This window comes from Pseudomonas sp. CCI3.1 (assembly GCF_034313985.1).
GTDB classification, from domain to species: Bacteria; Pseudomonadota; Gammaproteobacteria; order Pseudomonadales; family Pseudomonadaceae; genus Aquipseudomonas; species Aquipseudomonas psychrophila.
Window position 1 is genome coordinate 2,379,130 of sequence record NZ_JAVIWO010000001.1, and the last position, 24,966, is coordinate 2,404,095.

Annotated in this window: 20 protein-coding genes and 2 tRNA genes; 3 read left to right on the top strand and 19 right to left on the bottom strand. The window is 55.7% G+C overall.

The window, feature by feature from the left end; translation table 11 throughout:
- Positions 1-18: 18 nt before the first annotated feature.
- The 11 genes from infB to rlmE all read right to left on the bottom strand — a co-directional run bounded on the left by infB (position 19) and on the right by rlmE (position 11,135).
- Positions 19-2,520 (bottom strand): translation initiation factor IF-2, encoded by a 2,502-nt coding sequence (gene infB / locus RGV06_RS10965; RefSeq protein WP_019825922.1) that lies wholly within the window; start codon positions 2,518-2,520, stop codon positions 19-21.
- A gap of 27 nt (positions 2,521-2,547) precedes the next feature.
- Positions 2,548-4,029 carry a transcription termination factor NusA gene (gene nusA, locus RGV06_RS10970; protein ID WP_019825920.1) on the bottom strand — a complete coding sequence of 494 codons (1,482 nt, stop codon included), beginning with the start codon at positions 4,027-4,029 and terminating at the stop codon, positions 2,548-2,550.
- Between the two features lie 47 nt (positions 4,030-4,076).
- Positions 4,077-4,535 (bottom strand): ribosome maturation factor RimP, encoded by a 459-nt coding sequence (rimP, locus tag RGV06_RS10975; RefSeq protein WP_019825918.1) that lies wholly within the window; start codon positions 4,533-4,535, stop codon positions 4,077-4,079.
- 141 nt (positions 4,536-4,676) lie between these two features.
- Positions 4,677-4,753, bottom strand: a tRNA-Met gene (locus RGV06_RS10980).
- A gap of 96 nt (positions 4,754-4,849) precedes the next feature.
- Positions 4,850-4,935, bottom strand: a tRNA-Leu gene (locus tag RGV06_RS10985).
- 28 nt (positions 4,936-4,963) lie between these two features.
- Positions 4,964-5,347 (bottom strand): preprotein translocase subunit SecG, encoded by a 384-nt coding sequence (secG, locus tag RGV06_RS10990; protein WP_003439612.1) that lies wholly within the window; start codon positions 5,345-5,347, stop codon positions 4,964-4,966.
- Between the two features lie 2 nt (positions 5,348-5,349).
- Complete coding sequence (tpiA, locus tag RGV06_RS10995) at positions 5,350-6,105, bottom strand: triose-phosphate isomerase (RefSeq protein ID WP_019825914.1); 756 nt, start codon at positions 6,103-6,105, stop codon at positions 5,350-5,352.
- 66 nt (positions 6,106-6,171) lie between these two features.
- Positions 6,172-7,509 carry a phosphoglucosamine mutase gene (gene glmM / locus RGV06_RS11000; protein WP_019825912.1) on the bottom strand — a complete coding sequence of 446 codons (1,338 nt, stop codon included), beginning with the start codon at positions 7,507-7,509 and terminating at the stop codon, positions 6,172-6,174.
- A gap of 16 nt (positions 7,510-7,525) precedes the next feature.
- The gene (gene folP / locus RGV06_RS11005; RefSeq protein ID WP_019825911.1) at positions 7,526-8,377 is read right to left on the bottom strand and encodes a dihydropteroate synthase; all 852 of its coding nucleotides are present in this window, start codon (positions 8,375-8,377) and stop codon (positions 7,526-7,528) included.
- An 8-nt stretch (positions 8,378-8,385) separates the two neighbouring features.
- Positions 8,386-10,293 carry an ATP-dependent zinc metalloprotease FtsH gene (gene ftsH, locus RGV06_RS11010; protein WP_046810705.1) on the bottom strand — a complete coding sequence of 636 codons (1,908 nt, stop codon included), beginning with the start codon at positions 10,291-10,293 and terminating at the stop codon, positions 8,386-8,388.
- A 191-nt stretch (positions 10,294-10,484) separates the two neighbouring features.
- The gene (gene rlmE / locus RGV06_RS11015) at positions 10,485-11,135 is read right to left on the bottom strand and encodes a 23S rRNA (uridine(2552)-2'-O)-methyltransferase RlmE (RefSeq protein WP_019825907.1); all 651 of its coding nucleotides are present in this window, start codon (positions 11,133-11,135) and stop codon (positions 10,485-10,487) included.
- Between the two features lie 107 nt (positions 11,136-11,242).
- Here rlmE and yhbY point away from each other — a divergent pair, with 107 nt between their 5' ends.
- The gene (gene yhbY / locus RGV06_RS11020; protein WP_019825905.1) at positions 11,243-11,551 is read left to right on the top strand and encodes a ribosome assembly RNA-binding protein YhbY; all 309 of its coding nucleotides are present in this window, start codon (positions 11,243-11,245) and stop codon (positions 11,549-11,551) included.
- A gap of 279 nt (positions 11,552-11,830) precedes the next feature.
- Here the strand turns inward: yhbY and greA are convergent, their stop codons facing one another.
- The 7 genes from greA to grpE all read right to left on the bottom strand — a co-directional run bounded on the left by greA (position 11,831) and on the right by grpE (position 21,882).
- A complete protein-coding gene (gene greA / locus RGV06_RS11025) occupies positions 11,831-12,307 on the bottom strand; it encodes a transcription elongation factor GreA (protein ID WP_048362130.1) in 477 nt (158 codons plus the stop codon).
- Positions 12,304-15,525 carry a carbamoyl-phosphate synthase large subunit gene (gene carB / locus RGV06_RS11030; RefSeq protein ID WP_019825902.1) on the bottom strand — a complete coding sequence of 1,074 codons (3,222 nt, stop codon included), beginning with the start codon at positions 15,523-15,525 and terminating at the stop codon, positions 12,304-12,306. The genes greA and carB overlap by 4 nt, the downstream gene beginning before the upstream one ends.
- Positions 15,526-15,639: 114 nt before the next feature.
- Positions 15,640-16,776 carry a glutamine-hydrolyzing carbamoyl-phosphate synthase small subunit gene (gene carA / locus RGV06_RS11035; RefSeq protein WP_019825900.1) on the bottom strand — a complete coding sequence of 379 codons (1,137 nt, stop codon included), beginning with the start codon at positions 16,774-16,776 and terminating at the stop codon, positions 15,640-15,642.
- Between the two features lie 259 nt (positions 16,777-17,035).
- A complete protein-coding gene (dapB, locus tag RGV06_RS11040; RefSeq protein ID WP_019825898.1) occupies positions 17,036-17,842 on the bottom strand; it encodes a 4-hydroxy-tetrahydrodipicolinate reductase in 807 nt (268 codons plus the stop codon).
- Between the two features lie 10 nt (positions 17,843-17,852).
- A complete protein-coding gene (dnaJ, locus tag RGV06_RS11045) occupies positions 17,853-18,977 on the bottom strand; it encodes a molecular chaperone DnaJ (protein WP_019825896.1) in 1,125 nt (374 codons plus the stop codon).
- Between the two features lie 321 nt (positions 18,978-19,298).
- Positions 19,299-21,215, bottom strand: a complete 1,917-nt coding sequence (dnaK, locus tag RGV06_RS11050) for a molecular chaperone DnaK (RefSeq protein ID WP_019825894.1) — start codon at positions 21,213-21,215, stop codon at positions 19,299-19,301.
- A 100-nt stretch (positions 21,216-21,315) separates the two neighbouring features.
- Positions 21,316-21,882 (bottom strand): nucleotide exchange factor GrpE, encoded by a 567-nt coding sequence (gene grpE, locus RGV06_RS11055; protein WP_019825892.1) that lies wholly within the window; start codon positions 21,880-21,882, stop codon positions 21,316-21,318.
- 252 nt (positions 21,883-22,134) lie between these two features.
- On the opposite strand from grpE, the gene recN reads away from it, so the two are divergent.
- A complete protein-coding gene (recN, locus tag RGV06_RS11060) occupies positions 22,135-23,817 on the top strand; it encodes a DNA repair protein RecN (RefSeq protein WP_019825891.1) in 1,683 nt (560 codons plus the stop codon).
- A gap of 96 nt (positions 23,818-23,913) precedes the next feature.
- Here the strand turns inward: recN and fur are convergent, their stop codons facing one another.
- Complete coding sequence (gene fur / locus RGV06_RS11065; RefSeq protein ID WP_019825889.1) at positions 23,914-24,327, bottom strand: ferric iron uptake transcriptional regulator; 414 nt, start codon at positions 24,325-24,327, stop codon at positions 23,914-23,916.
- Between the two features lie 98 nt (positions 24,328-24,425).
- On the opposite strand from fur, the gene RGV06_RS11070 reads away from it, so the two are divergent.
- On the top strand, positions 24,426-24,953 hold the full coding sequence (locus RGV06_RS11070) for an outer membrane protein assembly factor BamE (RefSeq protein ID WP_019825887.1): 528 nt from the start codon (positions 24,426-24,428) through the stop codon (positions 24,951-24,953).
- Positions 24,954-24,966: the final 13 nt, after the last annotated feature.

Sequence of the window (24,966 nt, forward strand, 5' to 3'; positions counted from 1 at the left end):
ACTCTTGAGGCTCGCGAGTTAGAGGCTGCGAGCAACCTGGACCTTCTCGAACACTTCGATCTTGTCACCGACTTTAACGTCGTTGTAGCTCTTGACGCCGATACCGCATTCCATGCCGGCACGCACTTCGGACATGTCATCTTTAAAGCGACGCAGGGATTCCAGCTCGCCTTCGTAGATAACGATGTCTTCACGCAATACGCGGATTGGACGGTTACGGTGAACAACACCTTCAAGCACCATGCAACCTGCAACCGCGCCGAATTTAGGCGAACGGAACACGTCACGGACTTCAGCAATACCCAGGATATTCTCCCGAACGTCGCTGCCAAGCATGCCGGTAAGGGCTTTCTTGACGTCTTCGATGATGTCGTAGATGACGTTGTAGTAACGCATGTCCAGGCCTTCCTGCTCGACAATCTTGCGAGCGCCAGCATCGGCACGCACGTTGAAGCCAAACAGTACAGCGTTGGAGGCCAGTGCCAGGTTAGCGTCGCTCTCGGTGATACCACCGACACCGCCGCCTACTACGCGCACTTGCACTTCGTCATTACCCAGGCCGCTCAACGCGCCCTGCAGAGCTTCCAACGAACCACGGACGTCAGATTTGAGGACGATGTTAAGCGTCTTCTTCTCTTCCTGGCCCATGTTCTCGAAGATGTTTTCCAGCTTGCCTGCGTGAGCACGCGCCAGTTTCACTTCGCGGAACTTGCCTTGACGGAACAGGGCAACTTCACGTGCCTTCTTCTCGTCAGTCATTACGCTCATCTCGTCGCCAGCATCTGGCGTTCCGTCCAGGCCGAGAATCTCGACAGGGATGGATGGACCGGCTTCCTTGATAGGCTTGCCGTTCTCATCGAGCATGGCGCGGATGCGACCGTAGTTGGAGCCAACCAGAACCATGTCGCCTTGGCGCAGGGTACCGTCTTGAACCAGCACAGTTGCAACAGGGCCACGGCCTTTGTCCAGACGGGACTCAACAACTACGCCACGGCCGGGAGCCGATGGAGTGGCCTTGAGTTCCAGAACTTCAGCTTGCAGCAATACGGCTTCGAGCAATTCGTCAACGCCGGTACCCATTTTCGCCGAGACCGAAACAAACGGAGTGTCACCACCCCACTCTTCCGAGGTCACGCCGTGAACGGACAATTCGCTGCGGATGCGATCGAGATCAGCACCTGGCTTGTCGATTTTGTTCACTGCAACAACCAGAGGCACGCCAGCTGCTTTCGCATGCTGAACAGCTTCGATGGTTTGCGGCATTACGCCGTCGTCTGCAGCCACAACCAGAATCACGATGTCAGTCGCCTTGGCACCACGTGCACGCATTGCGGTAAACGCAGCGTGACCCGGGGTATCGAGGAAAGTGACCATGCCGCGTTCGGTTTCAACGTGGTACGCACCGATGTGCTGAGTAATGCCACCGGCTTCGCCTGCAGCTACCTTGGCACGACGGATGTAGTCGAGCAGGGAAGTTTTACCGTGGTCAACGTGGCCCATTACGGTCACAACCGGAGCACGGGAGAACGACTCGCCTTCGAATTTCAGGGACTCGGCCAGGGAATCTTCCAGGGCGTTGTCGCTTACCAGAGTCACTTTGTGGCCCAGTTCTTCAGCAACCAGTTGAGCAGTTTCCTGATCAAGTACCTGGTTGATGGTCGCTGGAGTACCCAGCTTGAACATGAACTTGATGACTTCGGCAGCCTTGACCGACATCTGTGCAGCCAAATCGCCGACAGTGATGGTCTCGCCAATCTGCACGTCACGAACTACAGGGCCGGTTGGGCTCTGGAAACCGTGAGCGTTACGCTTCTTCAGCTTGCCCTTGCCACGACCACCGCGACGAAAGCTGTCGCTTTCTTCGTCGGAAGTGCGTGGAGCAACACGTGGAGTCGGTGCTTTTTCTTTAACCGAGGCACGATGCGGAGCGTTTTTACGATCGCCGTCACCACTACCGCGACGATTGTTATCGTCAGCACGTGGCTTGTCCGGGCGACGCTGTTCGTCACGCTTGCGTGCATCAGCAGCTGGTGCAGGTGCTGCTGCCGGTGCAGTTTGCACGGGTGCAGGTGCCGCAACAGCTGGAGCTTGCGCAGGAGTAGATGCAGGCTGACGGCGCGCTTCTTCTTCGGCGCGACGCTTGGACTCTTCTTCAGCCTTTTGACGTGCGGCACTTTCTACTGCACGACGTTCATCCATCTCACGTTTACGCTCGGCTTCGATTTCTTCCGGGCTTTGCTGTACGAATACTTTCTTCTTGCGTACTTCAACGCTAATGCTTTTGCTGCCAGCAACACGAAGGGTACTGGTGGTTTTACGCTGCAAAGTGATCTTGCGCGGTTCTTCCACTTTAGCCTTGTGGCTGCTTTTCAGGTGAGTCAGCAGAGCTTGCTTCTCACTGTCGGTCACATTCTGCTCGGCGGCGTTGTGCGGCAGACCTGCCTCACGCATCTGCTGCAACAGGCGCTCAACCGGTGTTTTGACCTCATCGGCCAGTTGTTTCACCGTGACTTGCGTCATGCATTTCTCTCCTCAGGCCGCGCCTAATTACTCGAACCAATGGGCTCGGGCGGCCATGATCAACTTGCCGGCACGATCATCGTCAATGCCGTCGATGTCGAGCAGGTCGTCAATAGACTGCTCGGCCAGGTCTTCGCGGGTAATTACGCCGCGCACCGCCAGTTCCATCGCCAAATCCTTGTCCATACCCTCAAGCGAGAGCAGGTCTTCGGCCGGATGGGCGTCTGCCAGCTTTTCCTCAGTAGCGATGGCTTTAGTCAACAGTCGATCCTTGGCCCGAGCGCGAAGCTCGTTGACGGTATCTTCGTCAAAGCCATCGATGTTGAGCATTTCTTCCACCGGTACGTAGGCAATCTCTTCCAGGCTAGTAAAGCCTTCATCTACCAGTACCTGCGCCAGGTCTTCATCAACTTCCAGCTCTTCGATGAAGTTGCGCAGGATATCGCCGGTTTCTGCTTGCTGCTTAGCCTGGATGTCCGATTCGGTCATCACGTTCAAGGTCCAGCCGGTCAACTGGCTGGCCAGACGTACGTTCTGACCGCCGCGACCAATCGCCTGGGCCAGATTGTCTGCGCCAACGGCGATGTCCATTGCATGGGCATCTTCGTCGACGATAATTGCCGCCACTTCAGCTGGCGACATTGCGTTGATCACGAACTGCGCCGGGTTGTCATCCCAAAGGACGATATCCACTCGCTCTCCGCCCAATTCGCCGGACACTGCCTGGACACGCGAACCGCGCATACCAATGCAGGCACCTTGCGGATCAATGCGTTTGTCTTTGGAGCGAACGGCTATTTTAGCGCGAGATCCAGGATCGCGGGAGGCCGCCATCACTTCGATCAGGCCTTCGGAGATCTCTGGCACTTCAATGCGGAACAACTCGATCAGCATCTCTGGCGCGGTACGCGACAGAATCAGCTGAGGGCCGCGATTCTCAGTGCGGATTTCTTTGAGCAGCGCGCGAAGGCGTACGCCAACACGGAAAGTCTCACGGGAAATGATGTCTTCACGGGCCAGCAACGCTTCAGCGTTATTGCCCAGATCAACGATCACATTGTCACGTGTCACTTTTTTAACGGTGCCCGAAATGATCTCGCCCAGACGCTCGCGATAAGCATCGACTACTTGAGCACGCTCGGCTTCGCGGACTTTTTGCACAATGACCTGTTTGGCCGTTTGTGCAGCAATCCGACCGAATTCGATAGAATCGATCTTTTCTTCGATAATATCGCCGGCTACAGCGCCTGGCTGTTTCGCCTGGGCCTGGTCAACCGCCAACTCGTATGCTGGATCATCCAGATCTTCGTCTTCGACCACAGTCCAGCGACGGAAAGTCTCATAGTTACCGGTGTGGCGATTGATCTCCACACGCAGTTCGACTTCGTCCTCAAAACGCTTTTTGGTCGCGGTGGCCAGAGCCAGCTCCAGCGCTTCAAAAATAACGTTTGCCGGTACGCCCTTTTCATTGGACACCGACTCAACAACCAGCAGTACTTCTTTGCTCATCGTACGCCTCGCCTTTCGCAAGCCATTGGATCCGCGGGATCCGCGTCTCAGTCAAAACTGGGAATAATGTTGGCCTTGTCGATCATATCGATCGGCAACAGGAATTCATGGTCTTCAACCTGCACCACAATGTCCTGCTCCTCTACGCCGCGCAGAAGGCCCTGAAAGTTGCGTCGCCCTTCGAAAGGCGAGCGCAGCTTGATCCTCACTTGCTCACCGGCAAATTTCGCAAACTGCTCAATGGTGAACAGTGGGCGTTCCATGCCAGGAGAAGAAACTTCAAGGGTGTATTCAACAGCGATAGGATCTTCGACATCCAGAACGCCGCTGATCTGACGACTGACAATTGCGCAGTCATCCACCAATACGCCGCCTTCCTTGTCGATATACACACGCAACATTGAATGGCGGCCTTGAGCCGAAAATTCAATACCCCAGCATTCATAGCCAAGGGCCACGATCACCGGGGCCAACAAGTCCTGCAACTGTTCTAGCTTGCTCGACACCTGAACCCCCTAGTGCATGTTTGTGCATGCTGTGCAAAATGAAAAAATGGGCGAAGCGCCCATCTCTGAAACGTCGTTGAATACCGACGCTATAAAGTGTCCAGTTAACAAAAAGCCCCTAATAAGGGGCTCCGCTAAAACTGGTTGCGGGAGCCGGATTTGAACCGACGACCTTCGGGTTATGAGCCCGACGAGCTACCAGACTGCTCCATCCCGCGACAAAGCTGGAGCGGAAGTATACGGTTGATCCTTTTCAGGGTCAATCCAACCTTCCACATACAAGAAAGCCCGCTACTGCGGGCATTCTTGATAATTGGTACCGAGAAGGGGACTCGAACCCCTACACCCTATGGGCACAACCACCTCAAGGTTGCGTGTCTACCAATTCCACCACCTCGGCAATACTACATTACATCATGAAACCCGTTTTACTTTTGCTCTTGAGCTGGAGGTACGTCAGTCGCAGGAGTTGCCGACTTTTGCTCTTGAAGCACCGGAACATCATCTGAAGCCGGCTTTTGCACTGGAACTTCCAACACCGCTGGATTTGGCAAACCTACTTGAGTCAGCTGTTCAGCTTTCTCTTTAGCAAAGTAACCTAACCCTAAGCTGGTTATGAAAAAACCTGCGGCAAGTATAGCAGTAAACTTACTAAGAAAGGTAGAGGAACCTTGGCTTCCGAACACAGTATTTGATGCACCTGCGCCAAAAGATGCTCCAGCATCCGCTCCCTTACCCTGTTGCAGCAAAACCAGGGCAATTACACCCAATGCTGTCAGCAGATGAAACACAGTTACGACGTTATCCAGCATTTTCAGTTTCCTGCGGCACGAATGATCGCACCGAACTCATCTGCATTCAGGGAAGCCCCGCCAATGAGTCCCCCATCGATATCCGGCATGCTGAACAGTTCGACCGCATTGGCCGCCTTCACGCTGCCGCCGTATAGAAGTCGCACACCTTGTGCCACTTCAGAATTCTTTTGCGCCAGTTGTGCGCGAATGGCCGCATGCACATCTTGCGCCTGCTGTGGTGATGCGGTCAGTCCGGTGCCAATGGCCCAAACTGGCTCGTATGCAATCACAGCATTTACAAAAGCATCAATGCCAAACTCGTCAATCACGACATCCAGCTGACGCCCTACCACTTCAAGCGTTTGCCCCGCTTCGCGCTGCTCCAGGGTTTCCCCTATGCACAACACTGGCGTCAAGCCAGAGGCTTGAGCCGCTGCAAACTTGCGATTGAGCGTCTCGTCCTGCTCACCCAAAATCAGGCGGCGTTCGGAGTGACCAACAAGCACCAGTTTGCAACCTGCGTCCACTAACTGGCTCGATGAAATCTCGCCAGTCAGTGCGCCCTGCCCCGACTCCACTGCAGCATCCTGGGCACCGACCGAAATCGCTGCGCCTTGCAAGCCATTGATCACTCGATCAATAAACAGCTGAGGCGGGAATACTGCAACATCAACATCGTTCGGCAAGACCAGACCACGCAGACCGTCGATCAGCTCAGCGACGCTGGCGCGGGTACCGTGCATCTTCCAGTTACCAGCTACCATAGTGCGACGCATGCTTTACCTCGTCGGTCAAAGTGGGCGCAGATGTTACCCAACCACATCCGCGCTGGCAAGCCGAATTCAGGCACAAACTTCACTTACCAGTTTTGCAAGCTCATCGGCGTAGCCGCGAACCATGTTTTCGTCGTCACCTTCGACCATTACGCGCACCAAAGGCTCTGTTCCCGACTTGCGCAGCAGCACGCGACCACGACCATTCATGGCCTCGGTCACACGCGCACAGGCTTCTTTGACAGCCGGATGCTCGACAGGATTCACACCGCCTGCAAAACGTACGTTCACCAGAATCTGCGGACACTTGCGCAATGCCTGGCGCGACTGAGCCAGACTTTCATCACGACGACGCAAAGACAGCAGCACTTGAAGCGCAGCGATGATCGCATCGCCGGTCGTGGTGTGCTGGAAGCAGACGATGTGTCCGGAGTTCTCGCCACCCACCAACCAATCGCGTTCTTGGAGGCCTGCGATGACGTAACGGTCACCCACGTTGGCACGCACAAACGGAATGCCCAGGTCAGCCAGCGCCAGTTCAAGCCCAAGGTTGCTCATCAGCGTACCGACGACGCCACCTTGCAACTTGCCACGCTCGTGCAAATCACGGGCGATGATGAACAGCAGCTCATCGCCATCGACGACGGCACCGGTATGATCGACCATAAGAACCCGATCACCATCGCCATCAAAAGCGATACCCAGGTCCGCACCTTCAGCCACAACGGCAGCCTGCAACTGGCCCATATGGGTCGAGCCGCAGTTTTCGTTGATGTTCAGGCCATCAGGCTGAGCCGAGAGCACGATGACTTGCGCACCCAGCTCCTTGAAAACACTAGGCGCAACCTTGTAGGTCGCACCGTGGGCGCAGTCGAGAACGATCTTGAGGCCGCTGAAGTTGGTGCTGCTAGGCACACTGCTTTTGCAGAACTCGATATAGCGACCCGGAGCATCATTGATACGAGACACTTTCCCCAGCTTGTCAGACTCGACAACTGTCATGGGTGCGTCCAGCAACTCTTCAATCATCAATTCAACATCATCAGGGAGCTTGGTGCCGTCCCCGGAAAAGAACTTGATGCCGTTATCGTCATGAGGATTGTGTGACGCACTGATCACGATGCCTGCTTCGGCATGGAAGGTGCGCGTCAGGTAGGCAATAGCCGGCGTGGGCATAGGACCCAGCAGCATCACATCAGCCCCGGCAGCAGACAAACCCGCCTCAAGTGCGGACTCGAACATGTAGCCCGATATACGAGTGTCCTTGCCTACCAGGATCCGGCAAGCACCCTTGCTACGAAACGCCATGCCCGCCGCCCAACCCAACTTGAGCATAAAGTCAGGGGTAATCGGGTAAACGCCGACCCGACCACGAATACCGTCGGTGCCAAAATACTTCTTTGTCATAAGTGCTCCATCATTCTTAGTCGGCGGAATCTACCGCTGCGATCATCCGTACCACATCAACTGTTTCGGCAACATCGTGGACTCGTAAAATACGCGCCCCTTTGGTCATCGCCAAAGCTGCAAGCGCCAGACTGCCATATAGACGCTCTGCAACCGGCCGGTTCAGTGTTTGCCCGACCATACTTTTACGTGACACGCCCACCAGCAACGGTCGCCCCAGTGCATGCAGGGCCTCCATATGCTTGAACAGGCTCAAGTTGTGCTGCAATGTTTTTGCAAAGCCAAACCCCGGGTCCAGCACGATGCGCTCAGGCCCAATGCCGCCTATTGCACACCGGGCCATGCTATCGACCAGGAACGCCGAAACCTCGCCCACCAAGTCATCGTAATGAGGATTGTCCTGCATATCGCCCGGCTCACCGAGCATGTGCATCAGGCACACCGGCAAACCAGTAGCCGCAGCCGCCTGCAAGGCGCCTTCACGGCGCAGCGAGCGCACATCATTGATGAGGCCCGCCCCGAGGCGCGCAACCTCTGTCATGACTATTGGCGCGGAGGTATCGACCGAAATAATGACATCCAGTTCCCGACTTATGCGTTCGACAACTGGAGCTACACGATCGAGCTCTTCCTGGGGCGAAACCACAGGCGCTCCCGGACGTGTTGACTCACCGCCAACATCAATCAGGGTTGCACCGGCCAGAACCATCGCCTGCGCATGACGCACAGCTGCATCCAGAGCAGCAAAGCGGCCGCCGTCGGAAAAGGAATCAGGGGTAACATTGAGAATGCCCATAACATGCGTACGGGCCAAATCAAGAACCCGGTTGCCGCAAGGCAACCGGGTTGAGGACTGAACAGAAGTCATTTCAAGCCTTATTGATCAGCAGCAGGGCCGCCGATAGGTGTTTCCGGGCGCTCGGTTTTATCGAGCGTCGGGGCAGTCGGGGTACCCGAGCTACCGTCTTCCCAGTCACGCGGCTCGCGTGGCGGACGACCTGCCATGATGTCGTCGATCTGATCGGCATCGATCGTTTCGTACTTCATCAGTGCGTCAGCCATGGCATCAAGCTTGTCACGGTTTTCGGTCAGGATCTGCTTGGCCGTGTTGTAACACTGATCAATGATACTGCGCACTTCGGAGTCGATCAGCTTGGCTGTATCACCCGAAACGCTCGCAGACTGACCACCACCGCGACCCAGATAAGACTCTTCGTCTTCGGCATACATCAACGGGCCCAGTTTTTCGGACAAGCCCCACTTGGTCACCATGTTCCGGGCGATCTGGCTCGCACGCATGATGTCGTTGGACGCCCCGGTGGTAACACCGTCAAAGCCCAGCGTCATCTCTTCAGCGATACGACCGCCATAGAGCGAACAGATCTGGCTGATCAGCGCACGCTTGGACAAGCTGTAGCGATCTTCTTCCGGCAAGAACATGGTAACGCCAAGGGCGCGGCCACGAGGAATGATCGAAACCTTGTAGACCGGATCATGCTCAGGCACTACACGACCAACGATAGCGTGACCCGCTTCGTGATAAGCCGTGTTGCGCTTTTCTTTGTCCGACATGACCATCGATTTGCGCTCGGCGCCCATCATGATCTTGTCTTTTGCCAACTCAAACTCTTTCATTTCAACAACACGCTTGCCGGTGCGCGCTGCAAACAGCGAAGCCTCGTTCACCAGGTTCGCCAGATCAGCACCCGAGAAGCCCGGTGTACCACGTGCAATCACGCCCGGCTGAACATCATCGCCCATTGGCACTTTGCGCATGTGCACCTTGAGGATCTGCTCGCGACCACGAATGTCCGGCAAGCCAACAACGACCTGACGGTCAAAACGACCTGGACGCAACAGCGCGGGGTCAAGTACGTCAGGACGGTTGGTGGCGGCAATCACAATGATGCCGTCATTCATTTCAAAGCCGTCCATCTCAACCAGCAACTGGTTAAGTGTCTGCTCGCGCTCATCATGACCGCCGCCCATACCGTTACCACGGTGACGACCAACAGCATCGATTTCGTCGATGAAGATGATGCATGGCGCGTGCTTCTTGGCTTGTTCAAACATGTCACGAACACGGCTTGCGCCGACGCCCACGAACATTTCAACAAAGTCGGAACCGGAAATAGTGAAAAACGGCACCTTGGCTTCGCCAGCGATTGCCTTGGCAATCAGGGTTTTACCGGTACCTGGCGGGCCAACCATCAGCACACCGCGAGGAATACGACCACCCAGGCGCTGGAACTTGCCCGGATCGCGCAGGAACTCAACCAGCTCGCCTACTTCTTCCTTGGCCTCATCACAACCTGCTACGTCAGCCAGAGTCGTCTTGACTTGATCTTCCGACAGCAGTCGCGCCTTGCTCTTGCCAAAGCTCATCGGGCCGCCTTTACCGCCGGCACCGCCCTGCATTTGACGCATGAAGAACATGAAGACTGCGATGATCACCAGAATCGGGAAGCTAGCAACCAGCAGCTGAGTCCAGATGCTTTGTTGCTCTGGCAGTTTGCCTTCAACGGTCACATGGTTATCTACCAGATCACCGATCAAACCGTTGTCCTGAATAGCCGGACGGATGGTTTTGAAGGAATCGCCATCGCTGCGTTTGCCGGTAATCACGTAGCCATCCACGGCAACGCGCTCGACCTTGCCATCCTTAACTTGCTGGATGAAGTCGGAATAGTTGAGGGTTTGTGGCTCGTTTGGACTGGAGAAGTTGTTCATCACTGTCACCAGGACAGCGGCGATGATCAACCACAGGATCAGATTCTTTGCCATATCGTTCAATTAGCTACCCTCTGAAGCAAGCCCCGCTACTGAAGCGTGCTTCGCATGATATTCACCGGCATAACTTACTACATTGCCTACAACCCTTGCAGGCTCCGTCTGTAACCCTTTGTGAAACTTTGACTACACAGTATTCGTTATGCCAGATCTGTAAAGCGATTCAAAAAAAACTATCGCCCTTGTCAAAGACGCTCATCACTGGCAGAACCATCGATACCGCGGAAGCCGCGCCCCAGCAAATACTGCTCGCGGGACCTGTCTCGAGACGACGACGGCTTGCGCATCTGCACCTTGTCGAACAGCTTGCGAATATCTTTGTGGTACTGATCAAAGCCTTCACCTTGGAAAACTTTAATCAGAAAATCACCACCTGGACGTAGGACACGACCGGCAAGATCCAGTGCCAACTCACACAGGAACATCGCCCGAGGCATATCCACAGCTGCCAATCCACTCATATTGGGGGCCATATCTGAAATCACAAGGTCTACTTGCGTATTTCCGACCGCCTCGAGGATCTGTGCAAGCACTGCGTCCTCGGTAAAGTCGCCCTTGATGAAGGTCACATCAGGAATGCTGTCCATATCCAGGATGTCGGAAGCAATCAAACGCCCCTGACCACCGATCAGACGACTGGTCACCTGCGACCAGCCACCCGGGGCAGCACCCAGGTCAATTACCGTCATGCCGGGACGAATCAGGCGATCACGTTCTTGAATCTCCAGCAATTTGTAGCTGGCGCGCGAGCGATACCCGTCTTTTTGCGCCATTTTGACGTACGGATCGTTGAAATGCTCTTTCAGCCAGTTAAGGCTAGTCTTGGAACGGGCCACGGGCCACCTCAAAAATTTTAAACGGGTCGTGATTAACTGGGCGGTCTCGGACTCGCTCGGGTAAACTGGCCGCCGCTTTTTACAAGATCAGACACAGGGGTCAGATTATGCCGCTCACTCAAGAGCAGAAGAAACAGTACAAATCCATTGGCCACCATCTGAAACCAGTTTTGACTGTGGCTGACAATGGTTTGACTGAAGGTGTTTTAGCCGAACTCGAACGCGCATTGGGCGATCACGAGTTGATTAAAATCAAAGTCAACATCCTGGATCGCGAATCCCGCCTGGAGGCCGTCGCACAAATGTGCAAGGCCGGCAAAGCGGAATTGGTACAGGTTATCGGTAAAATGGCGCTTCTGTACCGCAAGAACGTCAATGTAAACAAGCAACTGTCGAACATCCATCGCTTCAAGTGATGTCGACAAGGGTCAAGGGTGCGCCTGGCGCGCCCTGAAACTCTTCCAGGGTAATACCCGAGAGTCATGCAAGAACTGCCCGCGCAACGCATCAGGCAGCCAGAGACGCCCAACGCAATACTTCCCGCCCTGCCATTTACCTCTTCATCCAGCAACGCTGCCAACCGCCTTTAAGGCCAGCACCGGCAAAAATTCTGTGTGCAACAACCACAAGCTGCCAACCCGGAACACCCGGGTCAGCCGCCAAAGAAGTGCGCCCGCACAAGGCGGGCGTCATTCTTAGATGTGACGTACTTCAATGATCTCGTATTCGATAACACCGCCAGGTGTTTTCACCGCGACGACGTCACCCTCTTCCTTGGCAATCAAGGCACGAGCAAGCGGCGAGCCGACGGAGATTTTTCCGAGTTTGAAGTCAGCTTCATCTTCACCAACGATCTGATAGACAACGCGTTCGTCAGTTTCAACGTTAGCGATTTCGACCGTCGTACCGAAAATCACCTTACCGGTATGAGGAATAGCCGTCACATCAATCACTACTGCGTTCTGCAGGCGACCTTCGATATCACGGATACGAGCCTCAGACATACCTTGAAGCTCACGAGCCGCATGGTATTCCGCGTTTTCTTTCAGGTCGCCAAGCTCGCGCGCCGTACCGATTTCCTTGCTCAGCTTTGGCCGAACAACCTTGGTCAGGTGTGCAAGCTCATCTTCCAGGGCTTTATGGCCCTGGACCGTCATTGGGTACTTGATCATGACTTCAATCCTGCGTGTAGATCCTGCAAGCGGCGGACGGTTTTTTCAGGACCGAATTTAAGCGCTTCACAGATCGCTTCGCCAGCAGCAATGGTCGTGGTGCAGTAGATCTTGTGCTGCAGCGCGTTGCGACGAATGGAATAGGAGTCAGCAATCGACTGACGACCTTCGGTGGTGTTGATAATCAAGGTAACTTCGTCATTCTTGATCATGTCGACAACGTGCGGACGACCCTCGGTCACCTTGTTCACGCGGCGCACTTTCAAGCCTGCAGCTTCGATGAACTTGGCAGTACCAGCAGTCGAAACGATTTCGAAGCCCAGGCTGATCAGGTCGCGAGCAACGCCGGCCACCAAGGGCTTGTCGTCGTCACGAACGCTGATGAAGGCAGTACCACCAGTCGGCAGTACTTCGCTTGCACCCATCTGGGCCTTGGCAAAAGCTTCGCCGAAGGTATCGCCCACGCCCATCACTTCACCGGTGGACTTCATCTCAGGGCCGAGAATCGGGTCAACACCCGGGAATTTGGCGAACGGGAAGACCGCCTCTTTCACGCTGTAGAAGTTAGGAATGATTTCTTTGGTGAAGCCGATTTCTTTCAGGGTTTTACCGGCCATCACGCGAGCTGCGATCATCGCCAGGGAAACACCGATGCACTTGGACACGAAAGGAACGGTACGCGAAGCACGCGGGTTCACTTCGATCACGTAGATATCTTCGCCCTGCAGAGCCAACTGCACGTTCATCAGGCCGACAACGCCCAATTCCAGAGCCATCTTCTTGACCTGCTCGCGCATCTCGTCCTGGATGTGCAGCGGCAACGAGTACGGCGGCAGCGAGCATGCAGAGTCACCCGAGTGAACACCCGCCTGCTCGATGTGCTGCATGATCGCGCCGATCACTACATCAGTACCGTCGCAGACAGCATCGACGTCCATTTCGATGGCGCAGTTGAGGAAGTGGTCCAGCAGCACAGGGCTGTCGTTGGACACTTTCACCGCGTCACGCAGGTAGCGCTTGAGTTCTTCTTCTTCGTAAACGATTTCCATCGCACGGCCGCCCAATACGTAGGACGGACGAACAACCAGCGGGTAACCGATCTTGCCAGCGGCACGAATAGCTTCGTCTTCGCTGCGCACAGTGGCGTTAGGCGGCTGACGCAGGTTCAGGCGCTCAACCATCTGCTGGAAGCGCTCACGGTCTTCTGCACGATCGATGGCGTCAGGGCTGGTACCGATGATCGGTACGCCGGCTTCTTCCAGGGCGCGGGCCAGTTTCAGCGGAGTTTGGCCGCCGTACTGGACGATCACGCCTTTTGGCTTCTCGACACGCACGATTTCCAGGACGTCTTCCAGGGTGACGGATTCGAAGTACAAACGATCCGACGTGTCGTAATCGGTGGAAACGGTTTCCGGGTTGCAGTTGACCATGATGGTCTCGTAACCGTCTGCACGCAGTGCCAGAGCGGCGTGAACGCAGCAATAGTCGAACTCGATACCTTGGCCGATACGGTTCGGGCCACCGCCCAGGATCATGATCTTGTCACGATCCGAAGGGTTGGCTTCGCACTCTTCCTCGTAGGTGGAGTACATGTAGGCGGTGTCGGTGGCGAACTCGGCGGCGCAGGTGTCAACGCGCTTGTAGACCGGGAACACTTCCAGCTTGTGACGGTGGCGACGCAGGTTTTTCTCGGTGACACCCAGCAGTACAGCCAGGCGCGCATCGGAGAAGCCCTTGCGCTTGAGGCGATACATGGCATCGCGGTCGATTGAGGACAGCGCCATGGTCTTGATTTTTTCTTCGTCCTTGATCAGATCTTCGATCTGCACCAGGAACCAAGGGTCAATCATGTTCATGCCGAAGATATCTTCGACGGTCATGCCTGCGCGGAACGCGTCAGCCACGTACCAGATACGCTCGGCGCCCGGCACGGTCAGCTCGCGCTTGAGCACGGCCATGCTTTCTGGGTTGCTCAGGTCCAGCTTTGGATCAAGACCGCTTACACCCACTTCCAGACCGCGAAGGGCCTTTTGCAGGGATTCCTGGAAAGTCCGACCGATAGCCATGACTTCACCCACAGATTTCATCTGCGTGGTCAAACGAGCGTCAGCCTTGGCGAACTTCTCAAAAGCAAAGCGCGGCAGCTTGGTCACAACGTAGTCGATGGACGGCTCGAAGGACGCAGGCGTAGCACCGCCGGTGATTTCGTTTTGCAGCTCGTCCAGGGTGTAACCGATCGCCAGCTTGGCGGCGATGCGCGCAATCGGGAAGCCGGTGGCTTTCGATGCCAGAGCTGAAGAGCGCGATACACGCGGGTTCATTTCGATTACGACCATACGGCCGGTGTCCGGGCAAATGCCGAACTGAACGTTGGATCCGCCGGTTTCAACGCCGATCTCACGCAGTACCGCCAGGGAGGCGTTACGCATGATCTGGTATTCCTTGTCCGTCAGGGTTTGTGCAGGAGCAACGGTGATCGAGTCACCGGTGTGCACGCCCATCGGGTCGAAGTTTTCGATCGAGCAAACGATGATGCAGTTGTCCTTCTTATCGCGGACAACCTCCATCTCGTACTCTTTCCAGCCGATCAGGGACTCGTCGATCAGCAGCTCTTTGGTTGGCGACAGGTCAAGACCGCGAGCGCAGATTTCTTCGAACTCTTCACGGTTGTAAGCAATACCGCCACCGGTGCCGCCCATGGTGAAGGATGGACGAATGATGCACGGGAAGCCCAGCTTTTCGAGAACCGCATTGGCCTCTTCCATGCTGTGGGCAATACCGGAGCGAGGGCAGTCAAGACCAATGGACTTCATCGCCTTGTCGAAGCGCGAACGGTCTTCAGCCTTGTCGATCGTGTCGGCATTGGCGCCGATCATTTCTACGCCGAACTTCTCAAGAACGCCTTCGCGCTCCAGATCCAGTGCGCAGTTCAGTGCAGTCTGGCCACCCATGGTCGGCAACAGTGCGTCCGGGCGCTCTTTTTCGATGATCTTGGCAACGGTCTGCCATTTGATCGGCTCGATGTAGGTCGCGTCGGCCATGTCCGGGTCGGTCATGATCGTGGCCGGGTTCGAGTTCACCAGGATGACGCGGTAACCCTCTTCGCGCAGGGCTTTACAAGCCTGGGCGCCAGAGTAGTCGAATTCACAGGCCTGGCCGATAACAATCGGGCCAGCGCCGAGAATCAGGATGCTTTTTATGTCTGTACGTTTTGGCATGGGTTTGTCACTCAAATCCGCAGGTCAGTCGGCAAGCTGTCAATCAGGCTTTTGAAGCGCCCCAGGGGCCACCGAAGATCGGGGCCGCCACAGGGCGCTGCAGCAGGGGGCTGATCAGCGGCGCTTGGCCATCTCATTGATGAAGCGATCGAACAGCGGTGCAACGTCGTTCGGGCCAGGGCTTGCTTCAGGGTGACCCTGGAAGCTGAAAGCGCTCTTGTCGGTCAGTTCGATGCCTTGCAGCGTGCCGTCGAACAGCGACTTATGAATGGCACGTACGTTGGCTGGCAAGCTCGATTCGTCTACCGCAAAACCGTGGTTCTGGCTGGTGATCATCACAACACCAGTATCCAGATCCTGGACCGGGTGGTTAGCGCCGTGGTGGCCATGACCCATTTTCACGGTCTTGGCACCCGAGGCCAGAGCTAGCAACTGATGACCTAGGCAGATGCCAAACACCGGAATTTCGGTATTCAGGACTTCCTTAATGGCCGTGATCGCGTAGTCGCAAGGCTCAGGATCGCCTGGACCGTTGGACAAGAACACGCCATCAGGGTTGAGTGCCAGTACATCGCTGGCCGGGGTCTGTGCAGGAACCACGGTAACGCGGCAGCCGCGCTCAACCAACATGCGCAGGATGTTCCACTTTACGCCGTAGTCGTACGCAACCACGTGGTAAGGCAGTTCGCTGGCTTCGATCGTCGGGTGACTGTCGGTAGCCAGGTTCCAGACGCTGGAGCGCCACTCGTAGGCTTTTTCGGTGCTGACGACTTTCGCCAGATCCATGCCCTTCAGGCCTGGGAAGCCACGAGCAGCTGCAATGGCAGCTTCTTCAGAAATGTTGTCACCGGCCATGATGCAGCCGTTCTGCGCGCCTTTCTCACGCAGGATGCGCGTCAGGCGGCGGGTGTCGATACCGGCGATAGCCACAACATTGTTGGCTTTCAGGTAGTCGGCCAGCGACATGGTGTTGCGCCAGTTGCTTGCAACCAGCGGCAGATCACGAATTACCAGACCTGCGGACCAGACACGATCAGACTCGGCGTCTTCCGGGGTAGTACCGGTATTGCCAACATGCGGGTAAGTCAGGGTCACGATTTGCTGAGCGTAGGAAGGATCCGTAAGGATCTCCTGGTAGCCAGTCATTGCGGTGTTAAACACCACCTCACCAACGGTTTGACCGTCGGCCCCAATGGCTTCGCCGCGAAAAATGCTGCCATCAGCGAGGGCGAGTATGGCTTGCTTAGTCAAGAAGACCTCCCGTAAATAAAGCCTGAAAGGGCGATCGCAGGTTGTAAAAAAGCGGAGTGACGTATGGACACGTCACCCCGCTTCTTCATCGAATTATCTGCGCGCTTTTAGTGGACACACTAAAGCTGTAGCTTACAGAAAAAGGCTTTTTTGGTCTACCGCTAAAGAGTCTAAAAGACAGGAGAATGCGACAGAACATCGCTTAGCGGTTAAAAATCGGGCTACTGGCGCGCCAACAACCCGATTTTACAGAGATAACTCAACGCAGGTCGAGCACATCCTGCATGTCATACAGCCCAGGCTCGCGCCCTTCCAGCCACAAAGCTGCTCGAACGGCGCCCTTGGCAAAAGTCATGCGACTGGATGCCTTGTGGGTGATTTCGAGCCGCTCGCCTTCAGTGGCAAACAGCACCGTGTGATCACCCACCACATCACCGCCGCGCACCGTAGCGAAACCGATGGTTTCACGCTCGCGAGCACCGGTATGGCCTTCACGACCATAGACCGCGACTTTTTGCAGATCGCGCCCCAATGCATCGGCAATCACTTCACCCATGCGCATCGCCGTTCCCGAAGGTGCGTCGACCTTGTGCCGGTGGTGAGCCTCGATGATTTCGATATCCGCATCATCACCCATCACCCGCGCAGCCATGTCGAGCAACTTGAACGACAGATTGACCCCGACACTGAAGTTGGAAGCAAAGACAATCGCAATGTCCTGACCCGCTTCGACCAACAGCTGTTTTTGCGCCGCGCTCAAGCCCGTGGTGCCAATCACCATGGCCTTGCCCAGCTTGCGACACACCGCCAGGTTGCCCAGCATCACTTCAGGCAAAGTGAAATCGATCAGCACGTCAAAGTCAGCAGAGACCTCTTGCAGGCTGGCTGACAACGGCACATCAATCCGCCCTACAGAAGCCAGCTCACCGGCATCAGCCCCCACCAGAGAGCTGCCCGGACGAACGATTGCCGCCGTCAGCCCGCACACTGGCGAGCGCTGCTGCACCGCATCGATCAATGTCCTGCCCATGCGCCCGGCAGCGCCCATCACAGCTATACGTCGCATTTACCGCTCCTTACAGGTCGCCGAAAAAACGCTTCACGCCTTCAAACCAACCAGTGGCGTTTGGTGAGTGGCAGCTATCGCCTTCCAGCGTGGTACGGAACTCCTCCATCAACTCACGCTGACGACGGCTCAACTTGACCGGCGTTTCAACTACAACGCGACACATCAGATCGCCTGCACCACCACCCCGCACCGGAGCAACACCCTTGCCACGCAAGCGGAACTGCTTGCCAGTCTGAGTGCCTTCAGGGACTTTCAGCTTGACCCGACCATCCAGCGTTGGCACTTCAAGCTCTGCACCCAACGCTGCATCAGCCACGCTGATTGGCACTTCACAGAACAAATGTTTGCCGTCGCGCTGAAAAATCGCGTGCTCGCGCACATCGATCACTACATACAGATCGCCAGTCGGCCCACCTTGTACGCCCGCCTCGCCTTCGCCCGACAGACGAATGCGGTCGCCGGTATCAACGCCCGCAGGGACTTTGACGGAAAGCGTTTTGTATTCCTCGACACGGCCTTCGCCACGGCAGCTGTCGCATGGGTCAGAGATGACCTTGCCTTGACCATGACAACGCGGGCAAGTCTGCTGAACAGCAAAGAAGCCCTGCTGCATACGCACCTGGCCGATACCGCCGCAGGTTGTGCAGGTCACAGGCGAAGAACCCTTCTTGGCGCCCGAACCATCACATGGCTTGCAGTTGACCAACGTAGGAACGCGGATATTGACCGTGGTACCGCGCACGGCTTCTTCCAGATCCAGCTCCAGCGTGTAGCGCAAATCGCTACCACGCTGAGCGCCACCCCGGGAGCCGCCACGACCACCACCAAAGAAATCGCTGAACACATCGCCAAAAATATCGGAGAAGTTCTGGCCGCCAAAACCAGCGCCGCCGCCGCCCATTTGCGGATCAACACCGGCATGGCCGTATTGATCGTAGGCCGCACGCTTGCTGGAGTCCGACAGTACTTCGTAAGCTTCGTTAGCTTCCTTGAACAGCTCTTCCGAGGCCTTGTCATCCGGATTGCGATCCGGGTGATGCTTCATCGCCAGGCGGCGATAAGCTTTTTTCAGCTCGATCTCAGTCGTAGTGCGTTCAACACCCAATATTTCGTAATAGTCGCGCTTTGCCATAATTCTTTGCACTCTCAAGGACGTTCGACAAAACCCTCCCGAGCCTCGCCAAACCCGCCAAGCCCGAAAAGGATCAGACCCGACTCACGTCTTTTCAACGATATTGGTTTCTGTTTAACAGCCAATGCATTGGCCGACAGGAGCGGTTACCTCTGGCTGGAAAACAAGAAAGATCCAGACCAAACCGCCAGCATTCGACCTTGTCGCATGCTGTAAAAAATTCCTTTACTCCAGACACGCCAACGCGGGAGCAAGCTCCCGCGCGGCGACATCCTACCAGTCACCGCTAAAGCGCGGTCAACTGGCCGACAAACAAGCTAATTACTTGTTGTCTTTTACTTCTTCGAACTCAGCGTCGACAACGTCGTCCGCTTTTTCAGCCGAATCAGCTGGCTTGGCCGCTGCGTCTGCCGGGTTCGCTTGCTCGGCGTACATTTTCTGTGCAACCGGAGCAGACACCTTGGACAGCTCTTCAACCTTGGCTTCGATAGCAGCCTTGTCGTCGCCTTTAACAGCAGCTTCAAGTGCAACTACAGCAGCTTCGATTGCAGCTTTCTCTTCCTCGGTTACTTTGTCGCCAGCATCGACGATCATTTTGCGAGTCGAGTGAACCAGTGCGTCGCCCTGATTACGTGCAGCTGCCAGCTCTTCGAACTTGCGGTCTTCCTCAGCATTGATCTCGGCATCGCGAACCATCTGAGCGATTTCTTCCTCGGACAGACCCGAGTTAGCCTTGATCACGATGGACTGAGACTTGCCAGTCGCCTTGTCTTTTGCACTTACGTGCAGGATGCCGTTGGCATCGATGTCGAAGGTTACTTCGATCTGAGGCACGCCACGTGGAGCTGGTGGAATGTCAGCCAGGTCGAACTTGCCCAACGACTTGTTCTGTGCGGCTTGCTTACGCTCACCTTGCAGCACGTGAATGGTCACAGCGCCCTGGTTGTCGTCAGCCGTCGAGAACACTTGCGATTTCTTTGTAGGAATCGTGGTGTTTTTCTCGATCAGAGCAGTCATTACGCCGCCCATGGTTTCGATACCCAAAGTCAGCGGGCTCACGTCCAGCAACAGAACGTCTTTAACATCACCGGCCAATACCGCGCCCTGGATAGCAGCACCCATGGCAACAGCTTCGTCCGGGTTCACGTCTTTACGTGCTTCCTTGCCGAAGAACTCGGTTACCAGCTTCTGTACCAGCGGCATACGAGTCTGACCACCGACCAAGATCACGTCGTTGATCGCGCCAACGTCGATACCAGCGTCTTTCAGAGCAATGCGGCAAGGCTCGATGGTGCGCTGAACCAGGTCTTCAACCAGCGATTCCAGCTTGGCGCGAGAAATCTTCACGTTCAAGTGCTTAGGACCGGTGGCATCTGCAGTGATGTAAGGCAGATTCACGTCAGTCGACTGGCTCGAAGACAGTTCGATCTTGGCTTTTTCAGCAGCTTCTTTCAGACGCTGCATCGCCAGCGGGTCACCTTTAAGGTTCATGCCGCTTTCTTTCTTGAACTCGTCAACCAGGTAGTCGATCAGACGGATGTCAAAGTCTTCACCACCCAGGAACGTGTCACCGTTGGTTGCCAGCACTTCAAACTGGTGCTCGCCATCAACTTCGGCAATTTCAATGACCGACACGTCGAAAGTACCGCCACCCAAGTCATAAACGATGACAGTGTGGTCGCCCTTCGCTTTGTCCATACCGTAAGCCAGAGCAGCTGCGGTTGGTTCGTTGATGATGCGCTTAACGTCCAGACCCGCAATACGGCCGGCATCTTTAGTAGCTTGACGCTGGCTGTCGTTGAAGTAGGCCGGAACGGTAATGACCGCTTCAGTCACTGGCTCGCCGAGGTAGTCTTCGGCGGTTTTCTTCATTTTCTTCAGAATTTCAGCCGAGATCTGTGGCGGAGCCATTTTCTGGCCGTTCACTTCAACCCAAGCGTCACCGTTGTCAGCCTTGGCGATCTTGTACGGAACCATCTGAATGTCTTTCTGTACAACTTCTTCGTCAAAACGACGACCGATCAGACGCTTCACCGCGTACAGGGTGTTATGCGGATTGGTCACTGCCTGACGCTTGGCCGACTGGCCAACCAGAATTTCGCCATCATTGGCGTACGCAACGATCGACGGCGTAGTACGCGCGCCTTCTGCGTTTTCGATAACTTTTGCTTTACCGTTTTCAAGAACCGAAACACACGAGTTGGTGGTCCCGAGGTCAATACCGATAATTCTGCCCATGTCTACTCTCCCTAAATTTGAATTTTGTTGCCGCAGCAGTGATGACCAACTGCGGCATTACTTAACGCTTGACTTCTAAATGGGGGCCTTGCGGCCGATTTCAAGCCTGCTCGTCAATCGATGGCGAAACCGGCGCTGGCGCCTTGCTAACTACGACCATAGCCGGGCGCAGCAAGCGACCATTGAGCTGATAACCTTTTTGAAACACCTTGAGCACACTGTTTGGCTCCAGGTCAGCGCTTTCCTGCATTGCCATCGCTTGATGATGCTCGGCATTGAAGGGTTCGCCGTGCGGGTCGATCGCTTCCAGCTGATAACGCTTCAGGGTGTCCTGGAACATTTTCAGGGTCAGTTCAATCCCTTCGCGCATCGGACGAATGTTCTCGTCGTCAGGGCTGGACAGCTCAAGACCGCGCTCCAGACTGTCGATCACCGGCAACAGATCGCCTGCAAACTTCTCCAGCGCAAATTTGTGAGCCTTTTCGACATCCTGTTCGGCGCGGCGGCGAACGTTTTGCAGATCGGCAGCTACGCGCAGAGCCTGATCATTAGCGGCTGCCAGCTGCTCTTCAAGCACCTGCACGCGGGCTGCCAAATCTTCACCTGCTACATCAGCGGCCTGGTTGGCGTCCTGGTTCTGCGTATCCATAGTCTGTTCGTCTGCCATAGATTTCTCCTTTCAAACTTCGTCCGCGAGCTCGACTCGCGCTTCTGCCAAGGTATATGGGGTCGCAAATCTCAGGTTCAAGACCCTGAAAACCAGAAAATAGATGTTAGAGCCCTCTGGCATTACCTGCAAAAAAACAAATTCGAGCTAAAAAAGTTAAAAAAACAAGCAAATCGAACTAAGCACAACCATTGTCAGCATGAAACAAAACACTGTATAAATAACCAGACATTACGTTTTGGAGCAGCTCCCATGCTGGTGCACCTGTCCGTACACAACTACGCCATCGTTGAACATCTCGATCTCGAACTGGATCGCGGGATGAGTGTAATCACTGGCGAGACCGGTGCCGGCAAATCGATCATGCTCGACGCTTTGGGCCTCACACTGGGAGACCGTGCAGACAGCGGTGTTGTTCGCCCAGGTGCCGACAAGGCCGATATCCTGGCCACTTTCGACCTGCAAGACATACCCGAAGCCCGGGCCTGGCTTGCCGAGCGCGACCTGGAAGGCGACGGTCCGTGCATCTTGCGCCGGGTCATCACCGCCGAAGGCCGATCGCGCAGCTACATCAATGGCACCCCCTGCCCCCAGGGCGACCTCAAGGCTCTGGGCGAGCTGCTGATCGACATCCACAGCCAGCACGAGCACCAGTCACTGCTCAAGCCCGACACTCACCGTCGCCTGCTCGACGAGTACGCCGGCGCCACCGATCTGGCCCGCCAGGTACAACTGGCCGCCCAACGCTGGCGTCAGACCAGACAAGAGCTTGAACACCTGTCCAACTCCGGAGATGAACAGCGCTCGCGCCATCAGTTGCTGAGCTACCAGCTCGAAGAGCTGGAAACCCTCTCGCTGGGCGAAAACGAACTCGAAGAGCTGGAACAGGAACACAAAAACCTGACCAATGCCGAAACCTTGCTGACCATCTGCCGTCAGGTGGTAGAGCAATGCAGCGAAAGCGATTCAGGCAACGTCCTCAATGCCCTGACGGCCAGTCTCAATCGCCTTTCGAGCATCAACAGCAATTCGGGCTCACTGGGCGAAGCCACCGACCTGCTGGCCAGCGCACAAATCCAGGTCGAAGAAGCCGTAGGCGAACTCAATCGCTTTATCGACCATTTTGATGCCGACCCGGGTCGCCTGCAGTACCTGGAAGAACGGCTGGACACCATCTATACACTGGCGCGCAAACATCGGGTGCAACCCAACGAAGTGGCAGCACTGCAGCAAAAACTACTCGATGAGCTCGAAACCCTTAACGCCAACGATGAAAACATCGAACGCCTGGCTAACGAGCTGACGTCCTTCTCCCGTCACTATCATGAGTGCGCACGCGAACTCAGCAACCTGCGCGGCCTGGCCGCAACACGCCTGAGCAGTGCTGTAGAAGAAGAAATCCAGCGACTTGGCATGCCGGGTGGGCGCTTCATGATCGAACTGCGCCCCCAGAGCAGCAGTGACCCCATGCCTCAAGGCCTTGAGCAGGTAGAGCTGCTCGTAAGCGCCAACCCCGGCCAGCCACTCAAGGCCTTGGCCAAGGTTGCCTCTGGCGGCGAACTGTCGCGTATCAGCCTGGCCATCCAGGTCATCACCGCTCAAACCTCCCGCGTCCCCACTCTGGTGTTCGACGAAGTGGATGTGGGCATTGGCGGTCCGACTGCCGAAATCGTCGGGCAACTGCTACGCCGCCTTGGCGAGCGTGGCCAGGTACTTACGGTGACTCACTTGCCGCAAGTGGCTGCGCAATGCCATCAACACCTTTTTGTACACAAGGTTCGCGAGAGCGAGACCACACGCACTGCCGTGGCAAAACTGAGCAAAAAAGAACGCGTTGAAGAAGTCGCTCGCATGCTTGGCGGCGTTGACCTGACCAAAGAATCCCTGGCCCACGCCAAGAAAATGGTCGTCACTGCAAAAAATCTGGCAGCTTAACGACGAACGGTCATTAAAAGACCTGTTTCTTAAAGCACGAAGGCGGCCCTTGGGCCGCCTTCGATCGTTTCGCGAGCCGTAGCTCGCGTGACATGCTTACTTGGACTTCTTGCGCACGTACAGCACCAAGTTGTGATCCACCAACTCAACACCGTGCTTGGCTGCAATGGCATGCTGCAGTTTTTCGATGTCTTCGTCGAAAAACTCGATCACTTCACCGCTGTCCACGTTGACCATATGGTCGTGGTGGCCGCCATCAGCATCAGCCAATTCAAAGACCGCATGACCACCATCGAAATTATGGCGAATCACCAGCCCCGCTGACTCAAACTGGGTCAGAACACGGTAAACCGTGGCCAGACCGACGTCCTCGCCTGCTTGCATAAGTGCCTTGTAAACATCCTCGGCGCTCATGTGACGCTGCTCTGCAGAGTCAAGCATCTGTAGAATTTTGACTCGTGGCAGAGTCACCTTAAGTCCGGCCTTACGTAGTTCGCTATTTTCAACCATGGTTAGCTTTCTCGCGGAAGCGGCTTCGCAGCTTCTCTTAATACGGGTATGATCGGCGTTTACGTTGTCCCAGCCAAGATAGTGGAAGTCGCCCACCGATGCAAAACACCAAGCTCTTGCTAACCAGTTTCACCTTTGTGGGACTGCTCGCACTCGCCGGTTGTTCATTCCCCGGGGTTTACAAAATCGACATCCAACAGGGCAATGTCGTCACGCAGGACATGATAAACCAGTTACGCCCGGGAATGACCCGCCGGCAAGTGCGGTTTATCATGGGCAACGCCCTGCTGACCGACACATTCCACCCTGATCGCTGGGATTACCTGTATAGCCTGCAGCCCGGCGGCGGTGAACGCCAACAAGAACGCGTCAGCGTGTTCTTCAACCAAAATGACCAGCTCGTAAGCTTGTCAGGCGACTTCAAGCCTGGCGTAAGCCGCGACGAAGCCATTCTCGGCAAAACCGGCGGTACAAACGTGACCGACCCGGCTACTGAAGCTCCAGTCGAGAAGAGCGAAGTTCCAGCCAAGCCTGGTTCCTTGCTTGATCAGATCCAGAAGGACGTAGACGGTGTTGAAACCGTACCGGTTCCTACGCCAGAACCTCTGGATACAACCGAACAATAGCGTTCGGCACAAA